This window comes from Waltera acetigignens (assembly GCF_025567015.1).
GTDB classification, from domain to species: domain Bacteria; phylum Bacillota; class Clostridia; order Lachnospirales; family Lachnospiraceae; genus Acetatifactor; species Acetatifactor acetigignens.
Genome location: NZ_JAOQJO010000005.1, coordinates 33410 through 53133, shown reverse-complemented (window position 1 = coordinate 53133; position 19724 = coordinate 33410). Strand labels below are relative to the sequence as shown.

The 19724-nt window shown below is 50.7% G+C and carries 19 protein-coding genes; 15 read left to right on the top strand and 4 right to left on the bottom strand.

Features of this window, described 5'->3' with window-relative positions:
* Window position 1 precedes the first annotated feature (1 nt).
* The 4 genes from OCV96_RS06735 to OCV96_RS06720 form a co-directional block, all read right to left on the bottom strand.
* Complete coding sequence (locus OCV96_RS06735) at window positions 2-997, bottom strand: transglutaminase-like domain-containing protein (RefSeq protein ID WP_181968650.1); 996 nt, start codon at window positions 995-997, stop codon at window positions 2-4.
* Between the two features lie 75 nt (window positions 998-1072).
* Window positions 1073-1588 (bottom strand): hypothetical protein, encoded by a 516-nt coding sequence (locus OCV96_RS06730; protein ID WP_262593953.1) that lies wholly within the window; start codon window positions 1586-1588, stop codon window positions 1073-1075.
* 4 nt (window positions 1589-1592) lie between these two features.
* Window positions 1593-2156, bottom strand: a complete 564-nt coding sequence (locus OCV96_RS06725) for an RNA polymerase sigma factor (protein WP_262593952.1) — start codon at window positions 2154-2156, stop codon at window positions 1593-1595.
* 32 nt (window positions 2157-2188) lie between these two features.
* Window positions 2189-2893, bottom strand: a complete 705-nt coding sequence (locus OCV96_RS06720) for a GGDEF domain-containing protein (protein WP_022312362.1) — start codon at window positions 2891-2893, stop codon at window positions 2189-2191.
* 356 nt (window positions 2894-3249) lie between these two features.
* On the opposite strand from OCV96_RS06720, the gene OCV96_RS06715 reads away from it, so the two are divergent.
* From OCV96_RS06715 to OCV96_RS06645, 15 genes are read left to right on the top strand one after another with little or no spacing between them, the layout of a single operon-like run.
* Window positions 3250-4653, top strand: a complete 1404-nt coding sequence (locus OCV96_RS06715; protein ID WP_262593947.1) for a tyrosine-protein kinase domain-containing protein — start codon at window positions 3250-3252, stop codon at window positions 4651-4653.
* 19 nt (window positions 4654-4672) lie between these two features.
* A complete protein-coding gene (pssD, locus tag OCV96_RS06710; RefSeq protein ID WP_227062765.1) occupies window positions 4673-5125 on the top strand; it encodes a PssD/Cps14F family polysaccharide biosynthesis glycosyltransferase in 453 nt (150 codons plus the stop codon).
* Between the two features lies 1 nt (window position 5126).
* Entirely contained in the window at window positions 5127-5642 is a 516-nt protein-coding gene (gene pssE, locus OCV96_RS06705; RefSeq protein ID WP_227062761.1) for a PssE/Cps14G family polysaccharide biosynthesis glycosyltransferase, read from the top strand.
* Window positions 5617-6420: an alpha/beta hydrolase gene (locus tag OCV96_RS06700; RefSeq protein ID WP_022312366.1), complete on the top strand. Its 804-nt coding sequence runs from the start codon at window positions 5617-5619 to the stop codon at window positions 6418-6420. Before pssE ends, OCV96_RS06700 begins: the two co-directional genes overlap by 26 nt.
* Entirely contained in the window at window positions 6402-7340 is a 939-nt protein-coding gene (locus tag OCV96_RS06695; RefSeq protein WP_022312367.1) for a glycosyltransferase, read from the top strand. The genes OCV96_RS06700 and OCV96_RS06695 overlap by 19 nt, the downstream gene beginning before the upstream one ends.
* Before the next feature lie 3 nt (window positions 7341-7343).
* Window positions 7344-8300, top strand: coding sequence for a glycosyltransferase (locus OCV96_RS06690; RefSeq protein ID WP_227062760.1), 957 nt, complete (start codon window positions 7344-7346; stop codon window positions 8298-8300).
* A gap of 4 nt (window positions 8301-8304) precedes the next feature.
* On the top strand, window positions 8305-9699 hold the full coding sequence (locus OCV96_RS06685; RefSeq protein ID WP_262593938.1) for an O-antigen ligase family protein: 1395 nt from the start codon (window positions 8305-8307) through the stop codon (window positions 9697-9699).
* A gap of 32 nt (window positions 9700-9731) precedes the next feature.
* Window positions 9732-10898: a glycoside hydrolase family protein gene (locus OCV96_RS06680; protein ID WP_227062756.1), complete on the top strand. Its 1167-nt coding sequence runs from the start codon at window positions 9732-9734 to the stop codon at window positions 10896-10898.
* Between the two features lie 2 nt (window positions 10899-10900).
* The gene (locus tag OCV96_RS06675) at window positions 10901-12076 is read left to right on the top strand and encodes a glycosyltransferase family 4 protein (protein WP_227062754.1); all 1176 of its coding nucleotides are present in this window, start codon (window positions 10901-10903) and stop codon (window positions 12074-12076) included.
* Complete coding sequence (locus OCV96_RS06670) at window positions 12036-13031, top strand: glycosyltransferase family 2 protein (RefSeq protein WP_022312372.1); 996 nt, start codon at window positions 12036-12038, stop codon at window positions 13029-13031. The genes OCV96_RS06675 and OCV96_RS06670 overlap by 41 nt, the downstream gene beginning before the upstream one ends.
* Before the next feature lie 20 nt (window positions 13032-13051).
* Window positions 13052-13897 (top strand): polysaccharide pyruvyl transferase family protein, encoded by an 846-nt coding sequence (locus OCV96_RS06665; protein WP_022312373.1) that lies wholly within the window; start codon window positions 13052-13054, stop codon window positions 13895-13897.
* Window positions 13894-15570 (top strand): lipopolysaccharide biosynthesis protein, encoded by a 1677-nt coding sequence (locus tag OCV96_RS06660; protein WP_118669235.1) that lies wholly within the window; start codon window positions 13894-13896, stop codon window positions 15568-15570. The genes OCV96_RS06665 and OCV96_RS06660 overlap by 4 nt, the downstream gene beginning before the upstream one ends.
* A complete protein-coding gene (locus tag OCV96_RS06655) occupies window positions 15500-16729 on the top strand; it encodes a nucleotide sugar dehydrogenase (protein ID WP_227062753.1) in 1230 nt (409 codons plus the stop codon). The genes OCV96_RS06660 and OCV96_RS06655 overlap by 71 nt, the downstream gene beginning before the upstream one ends.
* A 12-nt stretch (window positions 16730-16741) precedes the next feature.
* Window positions 16742-18517, top strand: coding sequence for a CotH kinase family protein (locus OCV96_RS06650; RefSeq protein ID WP_227062751.1), 1776 nt, complete (start codon window positions 16742-16744; stop codon window positions 18515-18517).
* Between the two features lie 18 nt (window positions 18518-18535).
* Complete coding sequence (locus OCV96_RS06645; RefSeq protein ID WP_262593927.1) at window positions 18536-19714, top strand: nucleotidyltransferase domain-containing protein; 1179 nt, start codon at window positions 18536-18538, stop codon at window positions 19712-19714.
* The last annotated feature ends 10 nt before the right edge of the window (window positions 19715-19724 follow it).

The following is a 19724-nucleotide window of genomic DNA, read 5'->3' as shown; positions in this document are numbered from 1 at the left end:
ACTAATACATTTTCTGCAGGATATAATTACTGCCGTCACCGATGAACTTTTTCAGAGTCTTGTCATCCGTGTTGGCACCGAACGTAGGATCCACCAGGGTCCAGACATTGCCGTCAAATTCTATGATGCCGTTCAGCCATCCGGTATCAGCGGTGTAGACACTGATCCAGGCATGGTAGGCATCCTGGGCATAGCCGACCTCCAGCCGGGTCGGGATCCGCTGGCTTCGCAGCATGCTTGCCATTACCGCGGCATAATCCAGACAGATACCGGTGCCGGAAGCAAGAATGGCATCCACATCGGAGGTATAGCCCGTAGGAGGATCGGAGGCTTTGTCGTAGTCGTAAGTAATATTCTGGGTAATATAATCATAGATCCGGGTGATTACTTCCAGATCCGAGGAAGCACCCTCGGCAAGTTCCTGTCCCTTGGCCACCACTTTGCTGTCCGCAGTAAAATTCACGTACTGGTTGGGGTAGAGAAAAGGGCTGAATGCATCCGTAATCTGTACATCCAGGTCTGCATACAGGCAGGTGGCATAGTTGGTACCGGAGATATTTTCATAGATCGTCACGTCATAATATCCGTCTCCGGAAGACAAGGGGAAAGTCTCATAGCCGCCACCGTGCAGATCGTAAGTATAGACAACGGTATCCGGCCCGGTAATGCGCAGTTTGACCTTGGGACAGGTGCCGGTGTAATTGGCACAGACATAGCCGTCAGACATATGAGAATAGTCAATGACAGCCACATCATTGGAAGCTGTTGCTGTTCCGTCGGCCCGGGGCACAAGACAGACAGGCGTGGCATCCCGGAGAGGCTCTGCGTCAGTTACGGCTTCCGTTTCAGGAGAAGAGGCATCCGCAGAGCTGATATTCGTATCCGCAGAAGAAGGAACTGCGGAGGATTGTGATGGTTCGCCGTAAGTGTCTGCGACGGGGGCATCCACAGGCAGATTGTCAGAGCCGGATCCGCAGGCACATAAGCCGATTGTCATGGAATATGTAATTAGCAAAATGCGCAGTCGCGCAGATAATTTTGGCATCCGCATAAAAATCGTTACATCCTGTTGTTATTGTTCCAGGCCCGTTACATTATCGGGAGTAAAAAGCAGGTGGAGAGTCTCACCGTTTTTGACGGGGACATAAATATTGGCTTCCTCGGACAAAAACGGAAAATTGATCACACCCTTGGAGGAATCCACAGAGAGCGGTTCGATGATCTCCCCGGACACAGTCTCCATAAAAGCCTCCTCGTAAAGAATGTTGTCACCGGTGAACTTCAGACTTAAAATATTATTTTCCACATAATCCAGTGTAAGCACCGCAGGTGTGGGGACCAACAGTTTTTCAGTCATCTCAGAGAGAGGAACGATGGCGAGCGGCGATAAAAAGGTCAGCACGAAGATCAGTGTCGTGGCAACGATCAGCCGGTTGTAGGAGGCGGCATTCACTTTTTTGCGAAGCACCAGCTTGTCAAAGGGGATCGTATTGACCGGCTGGTTGCAACTGGACAGGATATTCTGCAAAGCATTGTTGGCAGTTGCCATGTCCAGTTCATATCTGTTTTTTTTATGAAAAAACATCATTCTGTTATCCTTTCATACTTTCTTTCAAATGTTCCTGTCCGGAGGCAATATAGCGTTTGACGCTGCTGCGGCTGATCTCCATGGCTGCAGCGATCTCTTCGAGCTTCATGTCGTTATAGTAGCGCATGATCAGGACCTGCTTCTCATTGAAAGGAAGCTGCTCTAAGGCGTCCGTCAGCCGGGAGTATTCATCCTTCTGCTGGTAGTGCAGTTCCGGATTGGTGTCCAGGTGGGGATCCTGGACAATATCCAGAATCTCCTGGCTCAAGACCTGGCAGTCGTTCTGCGGTCGGTTCTTCTGGGTCATGTCATAGCAGACGTGGAAGCAGATGCGGTTCAGCCAGGCGATAAAAACGGTGGGATCATTCAGTTTTCCAATGTTTTTCAGAGCCAGTATGTAGACCTCCTGCATAGCGTCCTGAGCGAGAAAGTCATCTCTCAGATAATGCCTGGTGTAGTTGTATACTTTATTATAGGTAAGAGCATACAATTCCGCGAAGGCATCCGAGTCGCTATGCTGGGCACGGATCACAAGACCGGCAATGTAAGGAATGTTCAAGTCTTTCATGCGTTCGTCTCACTGTTGTGTTAACGGGTTCCTTAGGGGTGCAGCTTGTTGTAGGTCTCTGTGAGCAGGGTGGAAAAATATTCGGCATGCGCCTCTTCATTTAAAATATATGCGTATTGGATCTGAATGGGAGCGTTACTGTGCTCCTCGTTGTATTCTTTTAACTGCTGGTTCAGACTTTCGATGAAATATTCCATGGTGTCATGAGAGCCGTGGTTGACGATCATCAGGAATTCGTTGCCTCCGTTACGGCCCACCACACCGAAAGCATCACCAACGCTTTCCAGAATACCGGAGAAGTCTTTTAACATCTGGTCACCTACGACATGGCCCATGGTCTGGTTGATCTCTTTCAGGTTGGTGATGGTCACCATATAGCAGGCTACATGAGCCAGAGATTCCGGAGAGTCATAGGTCTCGAAGACCACGTCCAGACCGTGCCGGTTGGGGATACCGGTCAGATGATCCAGGAAGGCCGCACGGTTCAGAGCATGGCTTTCTTCGGCAAAAGTGCGTAATTTATAGAAATCGTATAATAACCATATCAGATTAAATAATGCAAGGATCCAGGAAAGTGTGCATAAGATAAACAGAGTCCGGTCTTCGAAAAGCTTTGTGCCCAGTGCAGGGTTCAGAGTCAGGACCAGAACATAGGCGGTTTCCAACAGCAGAAGAAGAATTAACTGCACGGTTTTGGTGTTACGGAAGGTTTTTACGAATTTCTTTTTCTGTATCATATAGGTTCACTCCTTTGATTGCGCTGGTGGTGAGGTGTACATCGGGAAAATACTTCGCCGTTCGCCAATCATGCAAGCATGTTGGCTCTCTTGCGCTCATTATATCATAACAGGCACTTAAAAAAAAGAAAAGAAATATTGAGCCATTCCGCTTCTTAGCACCGTCTTTATATACAGAAATGCTTCCGGAGTGTATGAGCGGAGACGTGGCTGCATATATGGAACGTATTATTTATACGATTTACATAAGAAGAAAACGGACAGGCCAATGTCCGGCGTAAGATATCCATCAGGGAATTCCCTGGTGGATATTTTCATTTTAGGGAAAAGCAGAATTTGTCGAAAAGGAGAGGACAATGTTGGAAACGATCTTGAATAATTTTCATCTGGAGAAGATCCTGTGGATCCTGCAAAAAAGGATTGCATACATTATGATCCTGGGGGTACTGGGAGGAATGGCAGGAGGCGCTTATGCATATCTGACCAACAGTACACTTTACCGGGCGGAGGTATCCTTCTATGTATACAGTGATCCGGACTACGTGTATGATTCTTCGGTCAATATCTCAAATTCCGAATTTACCCAGGCCAAGAATCTGGTACAGAGTTACATATTAATCCTGAAGAGTAACACGATCCTTCAGAAGGTGCTGGAGGAAGCCGGGCTGGATTACGGAACGGAAGCTTTGTCGGGAAGAATCGGTACCAGTGTGGTGGAAAACACGGCAGTGTTCTATGTCTACACTTATGACAGCGATCCTTACCGGGCCATGGAGCTGGCCAATGCTATCGGCAGGGTGGCTCCGAAGGAGATCGGCCGGATCGTGAAGTCCGGTGGCATTGAGGTGATCGATTATGCCACACTGCCGGAAGCACCCTACAGTTCCACCAGTCTGGTCAAATATGCACTGGTGGGCTTTGCCGGATGCTTTGGGGCATCCTTTGTATTGTTTCTGCTGGCAGGACTGATGGATACCACGATCCGCAGGCGGTACGAACTGAAGCTGGCATTCCGGATTCCGGTGTTGGGAGATATTCCGCAGATCCAGGCGCCAGACCGGAAGAGTAAGCCCGTGTTGGTATTGGGGGAGAACAGCTCCTTTGCCGTGAAGGAATCCTATAATACCATCCGGGCAAACCTGCTGTTCACGGGAAAAGGAGAACGTTGTCCGATCTATGCCGTCACCAGTGCGGATAAGGATGAAGGCAAGACTTTGAACAGTGTCAACATCGCCATCAGTTACGCACAGCTGGGCAAAAAAGTATTGCTCATCGACGGAGACATGCGGAATATGTCGGTGGCATCTCTGCTAAAGCTCCGGGGCAGACTGGGACTGAGCCAGTATCTGGCGGGATTGCGGGAGACACCGCAGATCGTGGAATACCGGCAGAATCTGGATGTGCTGGTGGGAGGAGAAAATCCACCGAATCCTTCCGAACTGTTGGGCGGAGAGCGGATGAAGGAGCTGCTTACGACGTTGCGTAGCCGGTACGACTGCATCATTATTGATCTGCCGCCGGTAGGAATTGTGACGGATGCCCTGTTATTGTCCCATGAAGTCACCGCCTATCTTCTGGTGGTGCGGGCCGGCGTCAGCCATATGAGCCGGGAAAAGTCGGCGGTGACACTGTTAGAGCAGGTGGATGCGGATATCTGCGGCATCCTGTTCAACGGCCTGCCGCCAAAATCTAAGGACTGTAACTACAGACTGCAGCAATACTGGCAGGAATATAAACAGCAAAATGGGGAAGCAGTTTGAAAAAAACCGGGAGGTCTTTATGAAAATATGTTTTGCCGCATCGTCGGGCGGCCACTTTGAACAACTGATGATGTTAAAACCGCTAATGGAAAAATACGAAAGTTTTGTAGTAACGGAGAAAACAGGCTATGAGGTGAAGACACCGGTGAAATGTTACTATCTGCAGCAGGTGAACCGGAGACAGTGGAGATGCCTTTTTTATCTGTTGAAAAATACCGTGGATTCGTTGCGGCTGTTGCATAAAGAACAGCCGGATGTGGTGGTCTGCACCGGAGTGCTGGCCATGATCCCGCTGTGCATGGAAGCCAAGCTCTCCGGCGGGAAGCTGATCTACATCGAGTCATTTGCCAAAGTGACTTCGGCCACACTGACGGGAAAACTGTTATATCATTATGCGGATCGTTTTTATGTCCAATGGACACAGATGAAGGAAATCTATCCGGATGCGATCTGCCTGGGGGGAATTTATTAGGATGATATTTGTAACGACCGGATCTCAGAAGTTCCAGTTCAATCGATTGTTACAAAAGATAGATCTGCTGATCGAGGAAGGCTTGATAAGAGAGGAGGTGTTTGCCCAGATCGGAGTCAGCGATTATCAGCCAAAGCATTATGAATACTGCAGGTTTCTGGACAGAGAAGGCTTCACCGGGAAGCTGCGGGAATGCCGGATGGTCATTACCCATGGTGGAACCGGTGTGATCATCGGCGCCGTAAAACAGGGGAAAAAAGTGATCGCAGTGCCGAGACTTGCCAGCTACGGGGAGCATGTGGACGATCATCAGGTACAGCTGCTTCGGGAATTCGACGGAATGAACCTAATCTGTGCCTGTTATGACAGTGAGAAACTGGGGGATTGCATCCGGGATACCGGCAGCAGGGACTTTGCCGGATACCATTCCAATACCCGGAGGATCCTTAAGGATATTGAGAATTTTTTAATTGCGGAAGAGGGGGAAAACCATGGAAAACATTCAAAAATTTCGTAAAAAAGGGAAAAAACTGGGAGAGTATATGATGACGAAGCTGCGCCTTTTGCGGGATCAGAAAAAATATCGCTCCCGGGGAGTGACATTAAAATATATGCTGGACCGGGTGGATTCCCGGGATCTGATCATCGTTTTCAGCTCCTGCACCAGAAAAGGGATCCGGGCCAGATACAATTATGTCCGGACGTTAAAGGAAGTTCCCTGTAACAAGTTGTTTCTGTTGGATGATTTTGCGTCAGATCACAGAGGTTCCTTTTATCTGGGCAGCAATATGAAATTCGAGGAGGCGGTCGTTGTAAGGGAACTGATCGACCGGGTACGGGAGCAGACCGGAGCAAAACGCCTGATCTTCTGCGGTTCCAGCAAGGGCGGTTACACGGCACTGAATTTCGGACTGGACTATCCCGGAAGCTATATGGTGGTGGGTGGTCCCCAGTATTTTCTGGGACAAAGCCTGCTGGACACCGGGAATATTGAGGCGTTGAAGCATATTGCCGGACAGGTCTGTAAGGAAAAGGTCGAATTCCTCAATGAGTATCTTCCGAAAAAGGTGGCAGCCAACCGTTATGCGCCCTCCCAGAGGATCTATCTGCATTATTCCGACAGCGAACACACCTATGAGGAACATATCCGCTATCTGCGCCGGGATCTGGCGAAAAAGGGATACCGCTGCAGCGAGGACGTGGCACATTACAAGGAACACGGGGAGATCAGTCTGTATTTTCCGGAATTTTTATTACATAGTGTGGAGGAAATCTTATGCCGGCAGTCAGCGTGATCGTTCCGGTATACAATACGGAAAAATATCTGGAGGAATGCATTCGTTCCCTGACAGAGCAGACGTTGTCTTCACTGGAACTGATCTTCGTGGATGACGGTTCCACGGATGCTTCTCCCAAGATTCTGGAAAGATATCGTGCCAGGGATCCCGAACACATCCGGGTCATCACCCAGAAGAACGCAGGGCAGGGAAAGGCAAGAAATGTAGGACTTGCGGCTGCCACGGGAGAATATGTGGGATTCGTGGATTCGGATGATTATGTGGACAGGCGTATGTACGCGGCCATGTACACCAGGGCCGGTTCCGAAGAACTGGATCTGGTGGAATGTGATTTTCATTATCTGGAGGAAGACGGCAGAGAGAAGCGCTCTTACGGTTCGGCGGCTCCCTGGAACAAGCTGATCCGCAGGAGACTGCTTACGGACAACGATATATGGTTCCCGGAGGGGTATATCTATGAGGACACCTCTTTCTACCTGAAGTTACGCCCCTTTGTGAAAAAACAGGCGAAAATGCTGGGAGTCTATGTCTATCACCGGGACAGAGGGGATTCTACCATGAATGACAATAAAAGCAGACGGGTGGGAAATATTTTTCCGGTATTGCAGGATGCCTGTCGGTTTTACCGGGAAAAAGAACTGATGGATACTTATGGGAAAGAACTGGAATATTTCTGTACGAGGATCCTGTTGTGCAGTTCCATGGGGCGGATCTCCAGAGTGCGGGACCGGAAGCTGCGGAAATCTCTGCGGGAAGAGACTTTTGTGTTCCTTCGGGAAAATTTTCCGGAGTATCGGAAGAACCCTTATCTGGGCAATGGACTGAAAGGGCGTTATCTGCGGATCGCCACACCGGCATTGTGCGGGATCTGTGGGGGAACCATCGGCAGATGCAGGCCGGGAGGGTTACCGGGATAGAAAATGGCGGACAGAGAAAAGGGGAAAAATATGCGGATATCGGTAGCAATGGCCACTTATAACGGGGCCAGATTTATCACAGAACAGCTGGATTCCATCCGGCTTCAGAGCCTTCCGGTGGATCAGGTGATCCTGCGGGATGACGGTTCCTCGGATCAGACGCTGGAGATCGTACGGGAATATCTGGAGACTTACGAGCTGGCACCGGCATGGAGGATCACACAGAACGGAAAACGACTGGGGTATGCGGAGAATTTCCGGGCAGCGGTGGAAGAGACGGACGGTGAGTATGTCTTTTTCTGCGATCAGGACGATATCTGGGAACCGGACCGGGTGGAATATATGGTGAGCGAGATGGAAAAACGGAGAGAGATACTGGTGCTGGGATCGGAATTCGTACCGTTTACAGTGGATCCCGATGCTCCTTCTGTCAGCCGGAGCGTATTGAAAAGCTTCCGGGGGGACGGAAGCATGGAGCATGTTGCATGGAGTCCGGCCCATATTTTCATCGGCAGTGAGGGCTGTACCATGTGTCTGCGCAGAGAGTTCCTGGAAGAGACGAAGAAGTACTGGTATCCCGGGTGGGCGCATGATGAATATGCCTGGAAGTTGTCCCTGTGCATGGACGGCTGTTACATTCTGCACAGTGTTACGTTACGGCGGCGAATGCACTCGGGTAATGTATCCAAACGCAAGATGCGGGATCTGGACAGACGGATCGCTTTTTTCCGGGAATTGCAGAAAAGTCATGAAACCACTCTGCGGTTCGCCGAGGACTTTGGAATGCCGGAGGAAGCGAAGGAACTGTTAAGACGCAATATCCGGGCCACCACCCTTCGGATCGAGCTGATGGAACAGCGAAAATTGTGGAATATTGTGCCGCTTTTATGGAAATACCGGGATTGTTATCACAGCAAAAAATCTCTGCCGGTGGAATTTGCCATGGCAGTCAGAGGATGAGGCAATGAGCAGATATCTGGTGGAAAAAACGAAGACAACGGGGCAGGGCTGGCAGAGCAGCAACCGCTATTTTGAAAATTGTGGGGAGCGGAGTCTTGGACAGTTTTTGTCGGTTTCTTTTCTTGTGACCTATTATATTTTACCACAGTATTTCGGAATCCGGCTGCCGGGCTTTGATCTGACGGCACAGCGAATGCTCATAACGATTCTGTGTCTCTTTCTGCTGAGTAAAGAATCCCGGAAAAAGATGTTCTGGGAAGGGGTGAGAAGCTGCAGATTGTGGCTTTTTATGGCAGGATATCTGGGAATCTGTTTCTATACGGCGGTACTGCGTTTTCACATAGGTACTTTTCTTTATCCGTTCATTGAATTATTGGGAGCTTTTCTGGTGATCTACGTACTGCGGGAGTATCTGGGAAGTGATGGATTTCTGGTGCTTTTCCGGCGGATGCTTTTGTTTCTGTGTGTGCTGGGACTCGTGGAGGCGGTCATGAGAAAGACACCCTTTGCCTATCTGGAGACCATCAGGGGACTTTATACCGGAGGCATGATCCGCTCCGGTTCCTACCGGATCATGGGACCGGCCAATCATTCTCTGGCGTATGGGCTGATCCTGATCTCCGGGTTACCATTATTGTGCATTGATGAGGAGAAACATTGCTTCACGCTGTTTCGGCATCTGCCTCTCCTGCTATTGGTGGTGGTTAATGTATTTCTTACGGGATCCCGTTCCACGCTGGCGGTCATGGGACTGGAGCTTTTGCTGTTGACCGTGCTGGCACCGGGAGAGCAGAGGAAGAAACTGTTATTTACCATAGTACCGGCCGGGCTTTTGATTCTGCTTCTTGCATTTTTATTCCCCAATTCTCCGCCGGGACATTATATTCTGTTGCAGCTTAGTACGGTGGTGGATGAGATGTTTGGAACCTCCTATGCCATCCGTTACGGGGTGGACAGCACCTCCCTTGCCAACAGCGCTTCCTACAGGGATGCCCTGCTGGATATTTTCACGGTGGACTGGCTGAACCCCTGGCTGGGGCAGGGCTCCGGATATCATTTCTCCTGGTATATTCCGGGAGGGGCCACGATCCACTCCATTGACAATTTCTATGTGGCCAATTATATCCGCTACGGGTATCCGGGACTGGTGGTCTACGGACTGTTGATCCTGCAGGCGGTGGGGGAGATGGTGCGATGCGGGATTCAAAAGAAGGACAGAACAATGTTAAGTCTGGCGCTTGCGGTCTGCGGGTACTTCTTAAATCTGTGGTGGATGGATACGCTGCAGACCATCAAGTATGCGTATCTTCCCATCGCACTGTTCCAGGTGATCTCCCGGGAAAAATGGGAAAATATGTCGGATTTGCAACACAAAGCGGTGCACAGATACATAAGGTAAATAAAGAGAAGAAACGAAAAAGGGAAACGAAAATGCGAAAAAGTTTTTGGCTGTTTGCAATAGTTCTGAGTATGAGTCTGGGGATACGGGCACAGGCGGCACCCAGAGAGATCCCGGACCATTTCAATACCGGTGTGGATACAGATACAGAGCTGACGGAGATCCCGGAACCGGGGATTTACGGTGGAATCCAGTATAAGACCGGAGCCGGAGGACAGCTGGCACTGGATCTGGTCTACAGCAACAGACAGGCGGGGAATGAGATAGAGATCCGGAATATGGATTTTTCCCGGTATGCACTGTTGATGGTCAATGAGGGCAAAATTGCCGTGGAGACCACGGTGACTTTCCGGAACTGTAAATTCGATGCAGTCACTACCGGGCGGGAGGATGCCCGGATATCCTATGTGTTCGAAGACTGCACCCTGCGTAATTTTCAGGGAAGCAATGCCACGTTTACCCGGTGCCGTCTGGGTGGCAGCAGCGGAGATGCGTTGAATCCCTATCGCAATGTGACACTGAGAGATTGCTACATTGCGGATCTGGCACATCCGGACAGCGGGGATACAGTACATTCTGATGGGGTACAGATCTTCGGATATCCTTCTCTTACGGCGGAGAATATTTCCTTCGACAACTGCAGATTCGAAGTACCGGCGATCCCCGGAGGGGGGAGCTATGTGAATGCCTGTCTCATGATTGCCCCGGAGAAGAGCGGTGCCAAAGGAATCTATTTCACAAACTGCATTCTCAACGGAGGCGGTTATGCCATCTACACACTGGTAAAAGACGGTTTTTCTCTGGAGAATGTGGTGCTGTGTAATATCTCGGTAGGGGATGCGGCCCGTTATGGAACCTTCTACCATCGCAATGTCACGGCGGGGGTCACCATGGAGAATATTTATACGACGGATACTTTGTATGTAGGCAGCAGATTCGTGGATGAAGAGGGCAGGATCCATTTCAGCGTGACCAACGATACGGCGCAGGAACGGAAGCTGATGATCGTGACGCCCAGACAGACCATAATACTGCCTGTTAAGGCGTGTCCGCCCTATGAGGACAGAACGGCGGATATGACCTTTGAGGATTTTCCCTTTGATATCGATGTGGTGGTGCCGGGGGCACAGTGGGCGGTATGCTATGACATCACGGACGGGTGCACACAGATCGCACTGTATGCGGAAAGGAAGAGATGATTATGACGGAAGTATTGTATATATGCCTGTGGTACAAAGATAAAAAGAGAACCTGGTCCGGAACGGCCTGGTCCCTGCGACAGGCCATGGAGCCTTATCTGCAGGTGCAGGATCTGGCACTTTCGGATCCTCTGTACCGCAAAATACTCCGGAGACTGCAGAGGAAGAAGGGACTGAACCCCGGGCCGGTCCTGCGGGACCGGCTGCGGCTGTCGGGGAGATATGCTGCGTGGAGACATCGGCACAGGACAGACGAAAAAATGCCTGTGTTTCAGTTTGGCGGCTGGCCGTCGGGAGCGCATTTGGCATCCTATCTCTATCAGGACCTTTCTATTTCCGCAATTCTGTGGCTGCAGAGGGAAGATCCGGTGGGCTATCGGTACTGCGAGTATGATCAGGTGCCGCAAAAGACGCTGGAACGCAGGGCGGCGAGACAATTGGAGCAATACCGGCAAAGTGAAGGGGTATTCACCATGAGCAGGTGGCTTTCGGAGTTCCTGATCCGGGAATGCGGGCTCCCCCGGGAAAAGGTCCATGCGGTGGGAGGCGGCATCAATGTGGATGCTGCAGGGATCCGTCCGGGATCAAAGGAGGGGCGGCGTATCCTGTTTGTGGGAAGGAATTTTGTGAGAAAAGGTGGTCCGTTGGTGGTACAGGCTTTCACAATCCTGCGGAAAAAATATCTGTGTTCAGCGGAGCTGTATCTGGCGGGGGCAAAGGAGTCGGACATCCGGGACGCTCTGCGGGAGAGGCAGATCAGGGTAGAAGAGGTGGACTGGCAGAAGATCCACCTGCTGGGAGATCTGGGGTCTGAAAAACTGACAGACTATTATAACCTGTGTGATGTCTTCTGTATGCCGTCTCATTTTGAAGCCTATGGACTGGTATTTGCAGAGGCTCTTACTTATGGTCTGCCCTGTATCGGCAGAGATAAATTCGCTATGTCGGAGTTCATTGAGGACGGATGCACCGGCAGGCTTATTTCCGGGGAGGATGCGGAGGAACTGGCACTGGATCTGTGGGAAGTACTTCAGGATCCGAAATACCGGGAGGAAGTGGAACGGCGGAGGGAATGGTATCTGAGAGAGTATTCCTGGGACAAGGTGGCGCAGAGAATATGCAGTGTGATGGAGAAAAATGAGAGAGACAAAGATCAGTATCGTAGTGCCGGTGTATAACGCGGAAAAAGAATTACAGCGCTGTGTAGACAGTATTTTCCGGCAGAGCTTTTCCAACTGGGAACTGCTGCTTATCGATGACGGCAGCAGGGATAGCTCTTCGGCCTTGTGTGACAGGCTGGGGGCGCAGGACACAAGGGTCCGGGTCTGGCACAAGGAAAACGGCGGTGTCAGCAGTGCCAGAAATCTGGGGATCTGTAAGGCTGAAGGAGAGTATCTTTTTTTTACGGACAGTGATGATACCCTGTTCCCGGATACCCTGGCAACTTTATATCAAAAGGCAAAAGTATCCGGCGCGGATCTTTCGGTGTGCGGTTTTACATATCTGGTGGAACAGACGAAAGAATGTGTGGATAACCTTCCGGAAAAAGCTTTCTGCGGTGGAGGAAAAGAATATCTGGAGGAGCGGTTTTTATCGGACTTCCGGCGGGAATTTTTCAATCCGCCATGGAATAAGCTGATCCGCAGGGAATTGCTTCTGGAAAATGATATCCGCTTCGGAGAGGAATTTGCCATCTGTGAGGATATGGCTTTTTCCATGCAGGTGCTGGAAAAGAGCAAAGGGATCTGTGTGGTTCCGGAGTCGTTGTATTGTTATCACTATAAGGAAGCGGAGAATCTGGTGAATCGTTTTCATGAGAACTATTATGAGGCTTTATTGTATTTCCGGGACCGCACCTGGCAGTGCTTCCGAACGCTTCAGGCAAAGCAGGAACTGTATGCGGAGGTCAATGCCTGTTTCGTGGGGAAGAGTCTGATGTATCTGCATAAGATCTATAGAGATTCCGGCTATGAGGAAACCAGGAAATATGCGGAACTGAAACGGATCGGTGGTTCCCTGCCGCTGCAGAATGCCCTGCGGGAATACCGGGCCACGGGAAAGAGGCGCTTGCTGCGGGAGTTGCTCCTGCATAAGAGATTCCGGCTATTGGACAGTCTGTACCGGTGGCGGTAGGACAGGGGAAGGAGAGAGGATTGGAACTGACAAAACAGATCGGCGTATTGCGCAATCGAAAAACCTTGGACGGAAGAAAAGCAGACAGGAACAAAGTAAATCTGGAGTACTGGAATTTTAATGAGAATCTGGGGGATCTGCTGGCACCGGTGGTGACGCAGTGGATGTTGCACCGTCTGGGACTGGATCTGTACAGAGAGGCGGCAAAGCCCTGCCATCTGATGACCATTGGTTCTGTGTTGGGACTGGGAGTTTTCGATGCGGTGATCTGGGGCAGCGGGGTCAATTCCTTCGCCCATGTGGGACGGGTGACTACACAAAAGGGATACCGGAAGCTGGATATCCGGGCAGTCAGAGGTCCGGTCACCGCACAGGTGCTCCGGGAGAACGGATATACCTGTCCGCAGATATACGGAGACCCGGCGATCCTGCTGCCTCTGATTTATCCCGGCAGACGACCGGAGAAAAAGAAAAAATATGTGGTGATCGACCATTACATGAAGCGGAAAACGACAGGAGATGACAGACTTTCCATACGAACCGGAGATTACCGGACCTTCCTCGACAAAATTCTGGAGGCAGAGGTGGTATACTCGTCTTCGTTACATGGGATCATTCTGGCGGAGAGCTATGGGGTCCCGTCGGTATTCCTTCGGCAGGGGATGGAGGAAGAGATGCTGAAATATTATGACTGGTACTTTGCCACCGGCAGATATGAGGTGCGCTCGGCAACATCCCTTGCGGAAGCAAAGGAAACAGAACCCATGAAATTGCCCGAACTGGAAGAACTGAGGGATGGACTGCTACAGAGCTTTCCCTATGATCTGTGGATCGGCCAGAAAGCCGGAAGGAGAAAGTGTGAATGAAAAGGACCCGAAATGCCGTCAGAAATGTGATCTTCGGAGGACTCCTGAAGGGGTATCAGATTCTGGTTCCTTTTATCATGCGCACGCTGCTGATCCGGTATCTGGGAATGGAATATCTGGGGCTGAACAGTCTGTTTACTTCCATACTGCAGATCCTGAATCTGGCGGAGCTGGGAGTAGGGAGTGCACTGGGCTACAGTATGTATGCTCCCATCGCGGAAGGAAAAAAGGACGAGATCTGTGCTCTGTTGTCATTGTATCGCAGATATTACCGCCTGATCGGTCTGGGGATCTTTCTGGCCGGAATAGTGCTGCTGCCGTTTCTGCCATCGCTGGTGAAAACGGACAGTATTCCGCCGGATGTGGATTTGTATGTATTGTATCTGCTGCATCTGGGAGCCTGTGTCATCAGCTACTGGCTGTTTGCGTATAAAAACAGTCTGCTGGCAGCTCATCAGCGAAGTGACCTGGCAAATAAGGCGGATCTGGCGGTACGGACGCTGCAGTATCTTATACAGGCCGGGCTGCTGGTGGGCTTTCGGAATTATTACTGGTATCTGCTGGCGGCACTGGGAGCACAGATCCTGACGAATCTGTGTACCGCACTGGTGGCACAGAAAAATTATCCGGATTATGTCCCAAAGGGACAGGTGGAAGAGCAGACCAGGCAAAAAATCCGGGGCAAGATCAAGGACCTGTTTACCTCCCGGGTGGGGGTGGTCATTGTGAATTCCGCGGATACTCTGGTCATTTCGGCATTTTTGGGACTGACGGTGCTGGCAGTCTATCAGAATTATTATTACATCGTTACTTCCGTCATTGGTCTGGTGGGGGTACTTTTCACCTCCACTCTAGCCGGGATCGGCAATAGTCTTCTGACCGAGAGCCGGGGGAAAAATTATGCGGACTTCTGTAAATTTACACTGTTGATCGCCTGGATCGCAGGACTTTGCACCTGCTGCCTGCTGTGTCTGTTGCAGCCCTTTATGAAACTGTGGATCGGAGAGGCAGGCATTTTGCCAGGACAGATCGTGATCTGTCTGTGTGTATATTATTTTATCTACGAGTTCAACCAGCTGTTCAATGCCTACAAGGATGCCGCCGGGATCTGGCACAGAGACCGGTTCCGGACACTGACAACGGCAGGAGTGAATCTGGTCCTGAATCTTCTGCTGGTGAAACCTATGGGGCTGTACGGAGTGATCCTGTCTACGGTAGTTGCTACGGTCATCGTAGGAATGCCGTGGCTGATACATAATCTGTTTACGACGTTGTTTGACGGAGAGGACCGGCAAAGCTATCTGGGGACACTGGTCTTCTATGGAAGCGTAACATTTTTAAACTGTATGCTGACCGACCGGGTATGCAGTCAGATACCGGTAGAAGGAATCCGGGAATTATTGGAGCGGGCACTGGTATGTCTGCTTGTGTCCAACGGCATTTTTCTGTTGTGTTACGGAGGCCGGAAGGATTTCCGGGCCCTGTTGGCAATGGGGAAGAGATTTCTGCCTGAAATACCTCATGATAAAGCGACTTCGGGAAATGACCGATCCGCAGAGGAAACCACAAAGTTTGCAGATTACGGAAAGGCGGGAGCTTTCTATGAAGATTGCAGTAGCGGGAACCGGGTATGTGGGATTGTCCATGGCAGTTCTGCTGGCCCAGAATCATGAAGTAACGGCGGTGGATGTGATACCGGAGAAGGTAGAGTTGTTACAAAAAGGGAGATCACCTATCCGGGATAAAGAGATCAAAGAATATCTGGCAGGCGGCAGGCTGCATTTGCAGGCTACCCTGGACGGAGAGGTGGCTTACCGGGATGCGGAGCTTGTGATCGTCTCCACACCGACGAACTATGATCCCGGAATTCACTTTTTTGATACCGGTTCTGTGGAAACGGTGGTGGAGACAGTACGGAGGGTGAATCCTGACGCGGTGATCGTGATCAAGAGTACGGTGCCGGTGGGATATACAGTGTCTCTGATGGAAAAATATCACACGGACAGGATCCTGTTTTCTCCGGAATTTTTGCGGGAAGGGCATGCACTGTATGACAATCTGTATCCTTCCCGGATCATTGTGGGAGCAGACACAAAGTCCGTTGAAATGGCGGAGTATGCAAGACGGTTTGCAGAGCTTTTGCGTGAGGGTGCAAAAAAACAGGAGATCCCCATACGGATCATGGACCCTACGGAAGCGGAGGCGGTAAAACTGTTTGCCAATACCTATCTGGCGCTCCGGGTCAGTTTTTTTAACGAACTGGACACTTATGCGGAGATGCGGAACTTAAGCAGCCGCAATATTATCGAGGGTGTCTGCCTGGATCCCCGGATCGGGATGCAGTACAACAATCCCTCTTTTGGCTACGGAGGATACTGTCTGCCGAAGGATACGAAGCAGCTACTGGCCAATTATGAGAACATTCCCCAGAATCTGATCCAGGCCATCGTGTCCGCCAACAGTACCCGCAAGGATCATATCGCGGACAGTATTCTGGAGAAGGCGGGATTTTATCAGGGAAGTCAGGGTAGAGGCGGTGTACCGGGGCAAAAGGTGGTCATAGGAATCTATCGGCTTATCATGAAGTCCGGCTCCGATAATTTCCGTCAGTCCAGTATCCAGGGCGTCATGAAACGGATCCGGGCCAAAGGGGCACAGATTTTGTTGTACGAGCCGGAACTTTCGGAGGATGATTTTTTCGGAAGCCCGGTCATACGGGATCTGGAAGCCTTTCAGCGGCAGTCGGATGTGATCGTGGCCAATCGTTATCACAGAGATCTGGAGAATGTCCGGGAGAAGGTATACACCAGAGATATTTATTACAGGGACTGAGTGAGGGAAGAAATGGATACAGAGAAAAAAACGGGGGAACGAATAGGAATCACGCTGGCACTGTTAGCATGTGTGGGATTTTCCGCTTTTCTGATCTGGCTGCAGCAAAGCCAAGAGAATGACAGACAGCAGCTGACACAACAGGTACAGGACAGCGGGCAGCGGGAAGAACAGACGGAAGGAAGCGGGCAGATCGAGATCCGGAGTCGTGTTACCCGGAGCAAAACAGGGGATCAGCCGGTATTTTCCCTGCCGGGAGGGTTTTATCCGGAGGATATTACGGTAGAGATCGCTGCACCGGCGGGAAGCAGTATCTATTATACACTGGATGGCACGGTGCCGGATCCGGAGAACGGAATTCTCTATGAGGCACCGGTGGAGATAACGAATATCTGCGGCAGTCCCAATGTCTACTCCGCCATTTCCACAGTGTCAGCCTACCAGGACTATGCGCCGTTTAATGACGTGGACAAAGCGGTGGTGTTACAGGCAGTGGCAGTAGATGCCGGAGGCAGGACAAGTAATGTCACCTGCGCCAGCTATTTTGTGGCTATGGAGGCCAGAGCAATGTACCGGGATCTGCCGGTGTTGTCGCTGACTGTGGATCCTGTGGAGCTGTTTGATTATTTTGGCGGCAATTATGTCACAGGTGTGGATTATGAGAATGCGCTGGCGGCGGATGACCTGCGGTTTGATTCTGCCAATTATTACCGGGGTGGAGAGATGAATGCCCATGTGGAATACTTCGAAGCGGACAGATATCTGACTTATGAGGGGGAGGTAATTTTAAGTTTGCGGAAGGACGGAAATCTGGATTACGGGCAGAAAAGTTTTCTTATGACGGGAGCGGATCCGGTGCCGGAGAGCAGTTGTGAGCTGTATGAGCTTTTCCGGGACGGCACGTTTCTTCTGTACGGGGGCGGCACGGATCATGTGGCCAAGAACAGACAGGTTTTAGAGGAACTGCTGTTAAAAGAAATCACGGATTTTACGCTGGAAGAGCGGAAGGGCTGTCTGGTGTTTGTGGACGGGGAGTTCTGGGGATTGTATCTGGTGGGCAGGGTAAATACGGCGGAAACCTTTGCCCGAAGAGCCGGCGGTTCCCCGGAAGAAATTCAGGTCATAGAGAACCGCTATCCCTCCAAGATCGCTCCGGAATACGGAGAATTGTACCGGCTGGTGACCGAGGGGAATACTTCCGGACACGGAACGTATCAGAAGATCCTGGAGCAGATGGATCTGGAAAGCTATCTGGATTATTACTGTGCCAATCTCTATTTCGGTAATTCGCAGTTTGACTCTTTTTCCACCACTTTGTGGCGACGGGCAGGAGAAGGAGAGACGGGAAAATGGCACTGGGAATTCTCGGATGCCACGGATACTCTGGGACGGAATAAGGTCAGTAATTACAGTGTGAATACCTATCTGTGTCCGGGGGTGGCAGAAGATCTGTTTTTACAGGGATTGCTGAAAAATAAGGACTTTCAGACAGCGTTCCGGCAGAGAATGCGGGAATACGTGGAAGAACTGACGAAGGAAAAGGCAGAAGAGTATCTGACACCGCTTCTGGAAACTTACCGGGTGGCAGTGACAGCCACGGCGGAGCGCTACGGCCTGCGACAGACAGAGGAAGGATATCTGGCTGACGGGGATACGATTCAGGAATATTTTGCCTCACGGGGAGAATATATTCTGCGATATACGGAAGAGCTTATAACGCTTGTGGATCAGACGGAGGCTCCTGACGGAGTACAGGAAACGGTCACGGAAAGCGTACCTGAAGAATAAAGGGAAAGGGGACCACGTATGGAAACAATGGCAGAATATCTGGCGGAACTGGTAAAGGCCGGATTGGAGGACAGAAAGGCGGCGTCTCTGCCAGAGGGAGTCTCTGTAAGGGAGATTGTAAAGATTTCAGAGGAGAACCATATGGATTATCTGCTTTTGGGAGCCTTGTTAAAAACAGATGGGCTTTCGGAGGAAGAAAAAGAGCTTTTGCGGGAAAAAGTACTGGGAAGCATGCTTTTTACCGGTATGCAGCTGCAGGAATTGAAGAAGCTGGAGGAACGGATGGAACAGGCAAAGATTCCCTGTCAACCCATGAAAGGAGCCCGGATGAAATTCTATTATCCGTCTCCGTTTCTGCGGGAAATGAGTGATATTGACATTCTGATCCACGGAGATTTCATGGAGCAGGCGGCAGTGGAACTGGAAGCCATGGGGTATGTCCTGCAACAGAAGATCAAGCATCATGATATCTATCGGAAAGCACCGGGAATCGTGGTGGAGGCGCACAGAGCCATGTATGACCGGACAGTGGACGAGAGGCAGTATGCCTATTTCTCGGATCTGTCCCGGGCGGTGCGCAGAAAGGGTTTTCTGTATGTGTATGATTTTGAGGCGGAAGATTTCTATATTTACATGATGGCTCATATGGCAAAGCATTTTTACAAGAGAGGCTGTGGTATCCGGAATCTGGTGGACATTTATGTGTTTCTGGAAAAATTCGGTGGGGAAATGAACGCAGACTATCTGCAAAAGCAGTTTGCGGGATTGGGACTGACGGCATTTACGGAGCATATGGAGAAGCTGGCCCGGATCTGGCTGCAGGGAGAGCCCGGTGAAGCGTTTTATCAGCAACTGTTTGACTATATGCAGGGGTGTGGAATCTATGGCAAGGATGAAAACGGTATCTGGAACCGGTTCTGCGATGCGCAGCCGGAGAAGGGAGAAAAGGGCCGAGATGCCCTGAAACGCTGGTACTGGTTCCCTCCTTATGAATATATGGTGTTGTATTACCCGTGGCTTTCGAGAAATCCCGTTGCGGGAAAATTTCTGCTTCCGGCAGCCTGGGGAATCCGGGCCGTCCGGGGTGTGGTCTGCGGCCGGGGAAAATACAAGCGGGAAATGCTGCGGCAGATCGATGCATCACAGATCGGTGTAAGACAGGATATCTACCGCAGACTGCAGTTACGTTTTCATTAGTCTGTTCCAT

What these genes read in the sequence shown, in the direction of transcription:
- OCV96_RS06675 (WP_227062754.1), top strand. Translation starts at nt 10,901, where the DNA reads ATGACGGAAGTATTGTATATATGCCTGTGGTACAAAGATAAAAAGAGA.
- OCV96_RS06685 (WP_262593938.1), top strand. Translation starts at nt 8,305, where the DNA reads ATGAGCAGATATCTGGTGGAAAAAACGAAGACAACGGGGCAGGGCTGG.
- pssE (WP_227062761.1), top strand. Translation starts at nt 5,127, where the DNA reads ATGATATTTGTAACGACCGGATCTCAGAAGTTCCAGTTCAATCGATTG.
- OCV96_RS06715 (WP_262593947.1), top strand. Translation starts at nt 3,250, where the DNA reads ATGTTGGAAACGATCTTGAATAATTTTCATCTGGAGAAGATCCTGTGG.
- OCV96_RS06660 (WP_118669235.1), top strand. Translation starts at nt 13,894, where the DNA reads ATGAAAAGGACCCGAAATGCCGTCAGAAATGTGATCTTCGGAGGACTC.
- OCV96_RS06690 (WP_227062760.1), top strand. Translation starts at nt 7,344, where the DNA reads ATGGCGGACAGAGAAAAGGGGAAAAATATGCGGATATCGGTAGCAATG.
- OCV96_RS06695 (WP_022312367.1), top strand. Translation starts at nt 6,402, where the DNA reads ATGCCGGCAGTCAGCGTGATCGTTCCGGTATACAATACGGAAAAATAT.
- OCV96_RS06700 (WP_022312366.1), top strand. Translation starts at nt 5,617, where the DNA reads ATGGAAAACATTCAAAAATTTCGTAAAAAAGGGAAAAAACTGGGAGAG.
- OCV96_RS06645 (WP_262593927.1), top strand. Translation starts at nt 18,536, where the DNA reads ATGGAAACAATGGCAGAATATCTGGCGGAACTGGTAAAGGCCGGATTG.
- pssD (WP_227062765.1), top strand. Translation starts at nt 4,673, where the DNA reads ATGAAAATATGTTTTGCCGCATCGTCGGGCGGCCACTTTGAACAACTG.
- OCV96_RS06650 (WP_227062751.1), top strand. Translation starts at nt 16,742, where the DNA reads ATGGATACAGAGAAAAAAACGGGGGAACGAATAGGAATCACGCTGGCA.
- OCV96_RS06730 (WP_262593953.1), bottom strand. Translation starts at nt 1,588, where the DNA reads ATGATGTTTTTTCATAAAAAAAACAGATATGAACTGGACATGGCAACT.
- OCV96_RS06655 (WP_227062753.1), top strand. Translation starts at nt 15,500, where the DNA reads ATGAAGATTGCAGTAGCGGGAACCGGGTATGTGGGATTGTCCATGGCA.
- OCV96_RS06680 (WP_227062756.1), top strand. Translation starts at nt 9,732, where the DNA reads ATGCGAAAAAGTTTTTGGCTGTTTGCAATAGTTCTGAGTATGAGTCTG.
- OCV96_RS06735 (WP_181968650.1), bottom strand. Translation starts at nt 997, where the DNA reads ATGACAATCGGCTTATGTGCCTGCGGATCCGGCTCTGACAATCTGCCT.
- OCV96_RS06725 (WP_262593952.1), bottom strand. Translation starts at nt 2,156, where the DNA reads ATGAAAGACTTGAACATTCCTTACATTGCCGGTCTTGTGATCCGTGCC.
- OCV96_RS06670 (WP_022312372.1), top strand. Translation starts at nt 12,036, where the DNA reads ATGAGAGAGACAAAGATCAGTATCGTAGTGCCGGTGTATAACGCGGAA.
- OCV96_RS06720 (WP_022312362.1), bottom strand. Translation starts at nt 2,893, where the DNA reads ATGATACAGAAAAAGAAATTCGTAAAAACCTTCCGTAACACCAAAACC.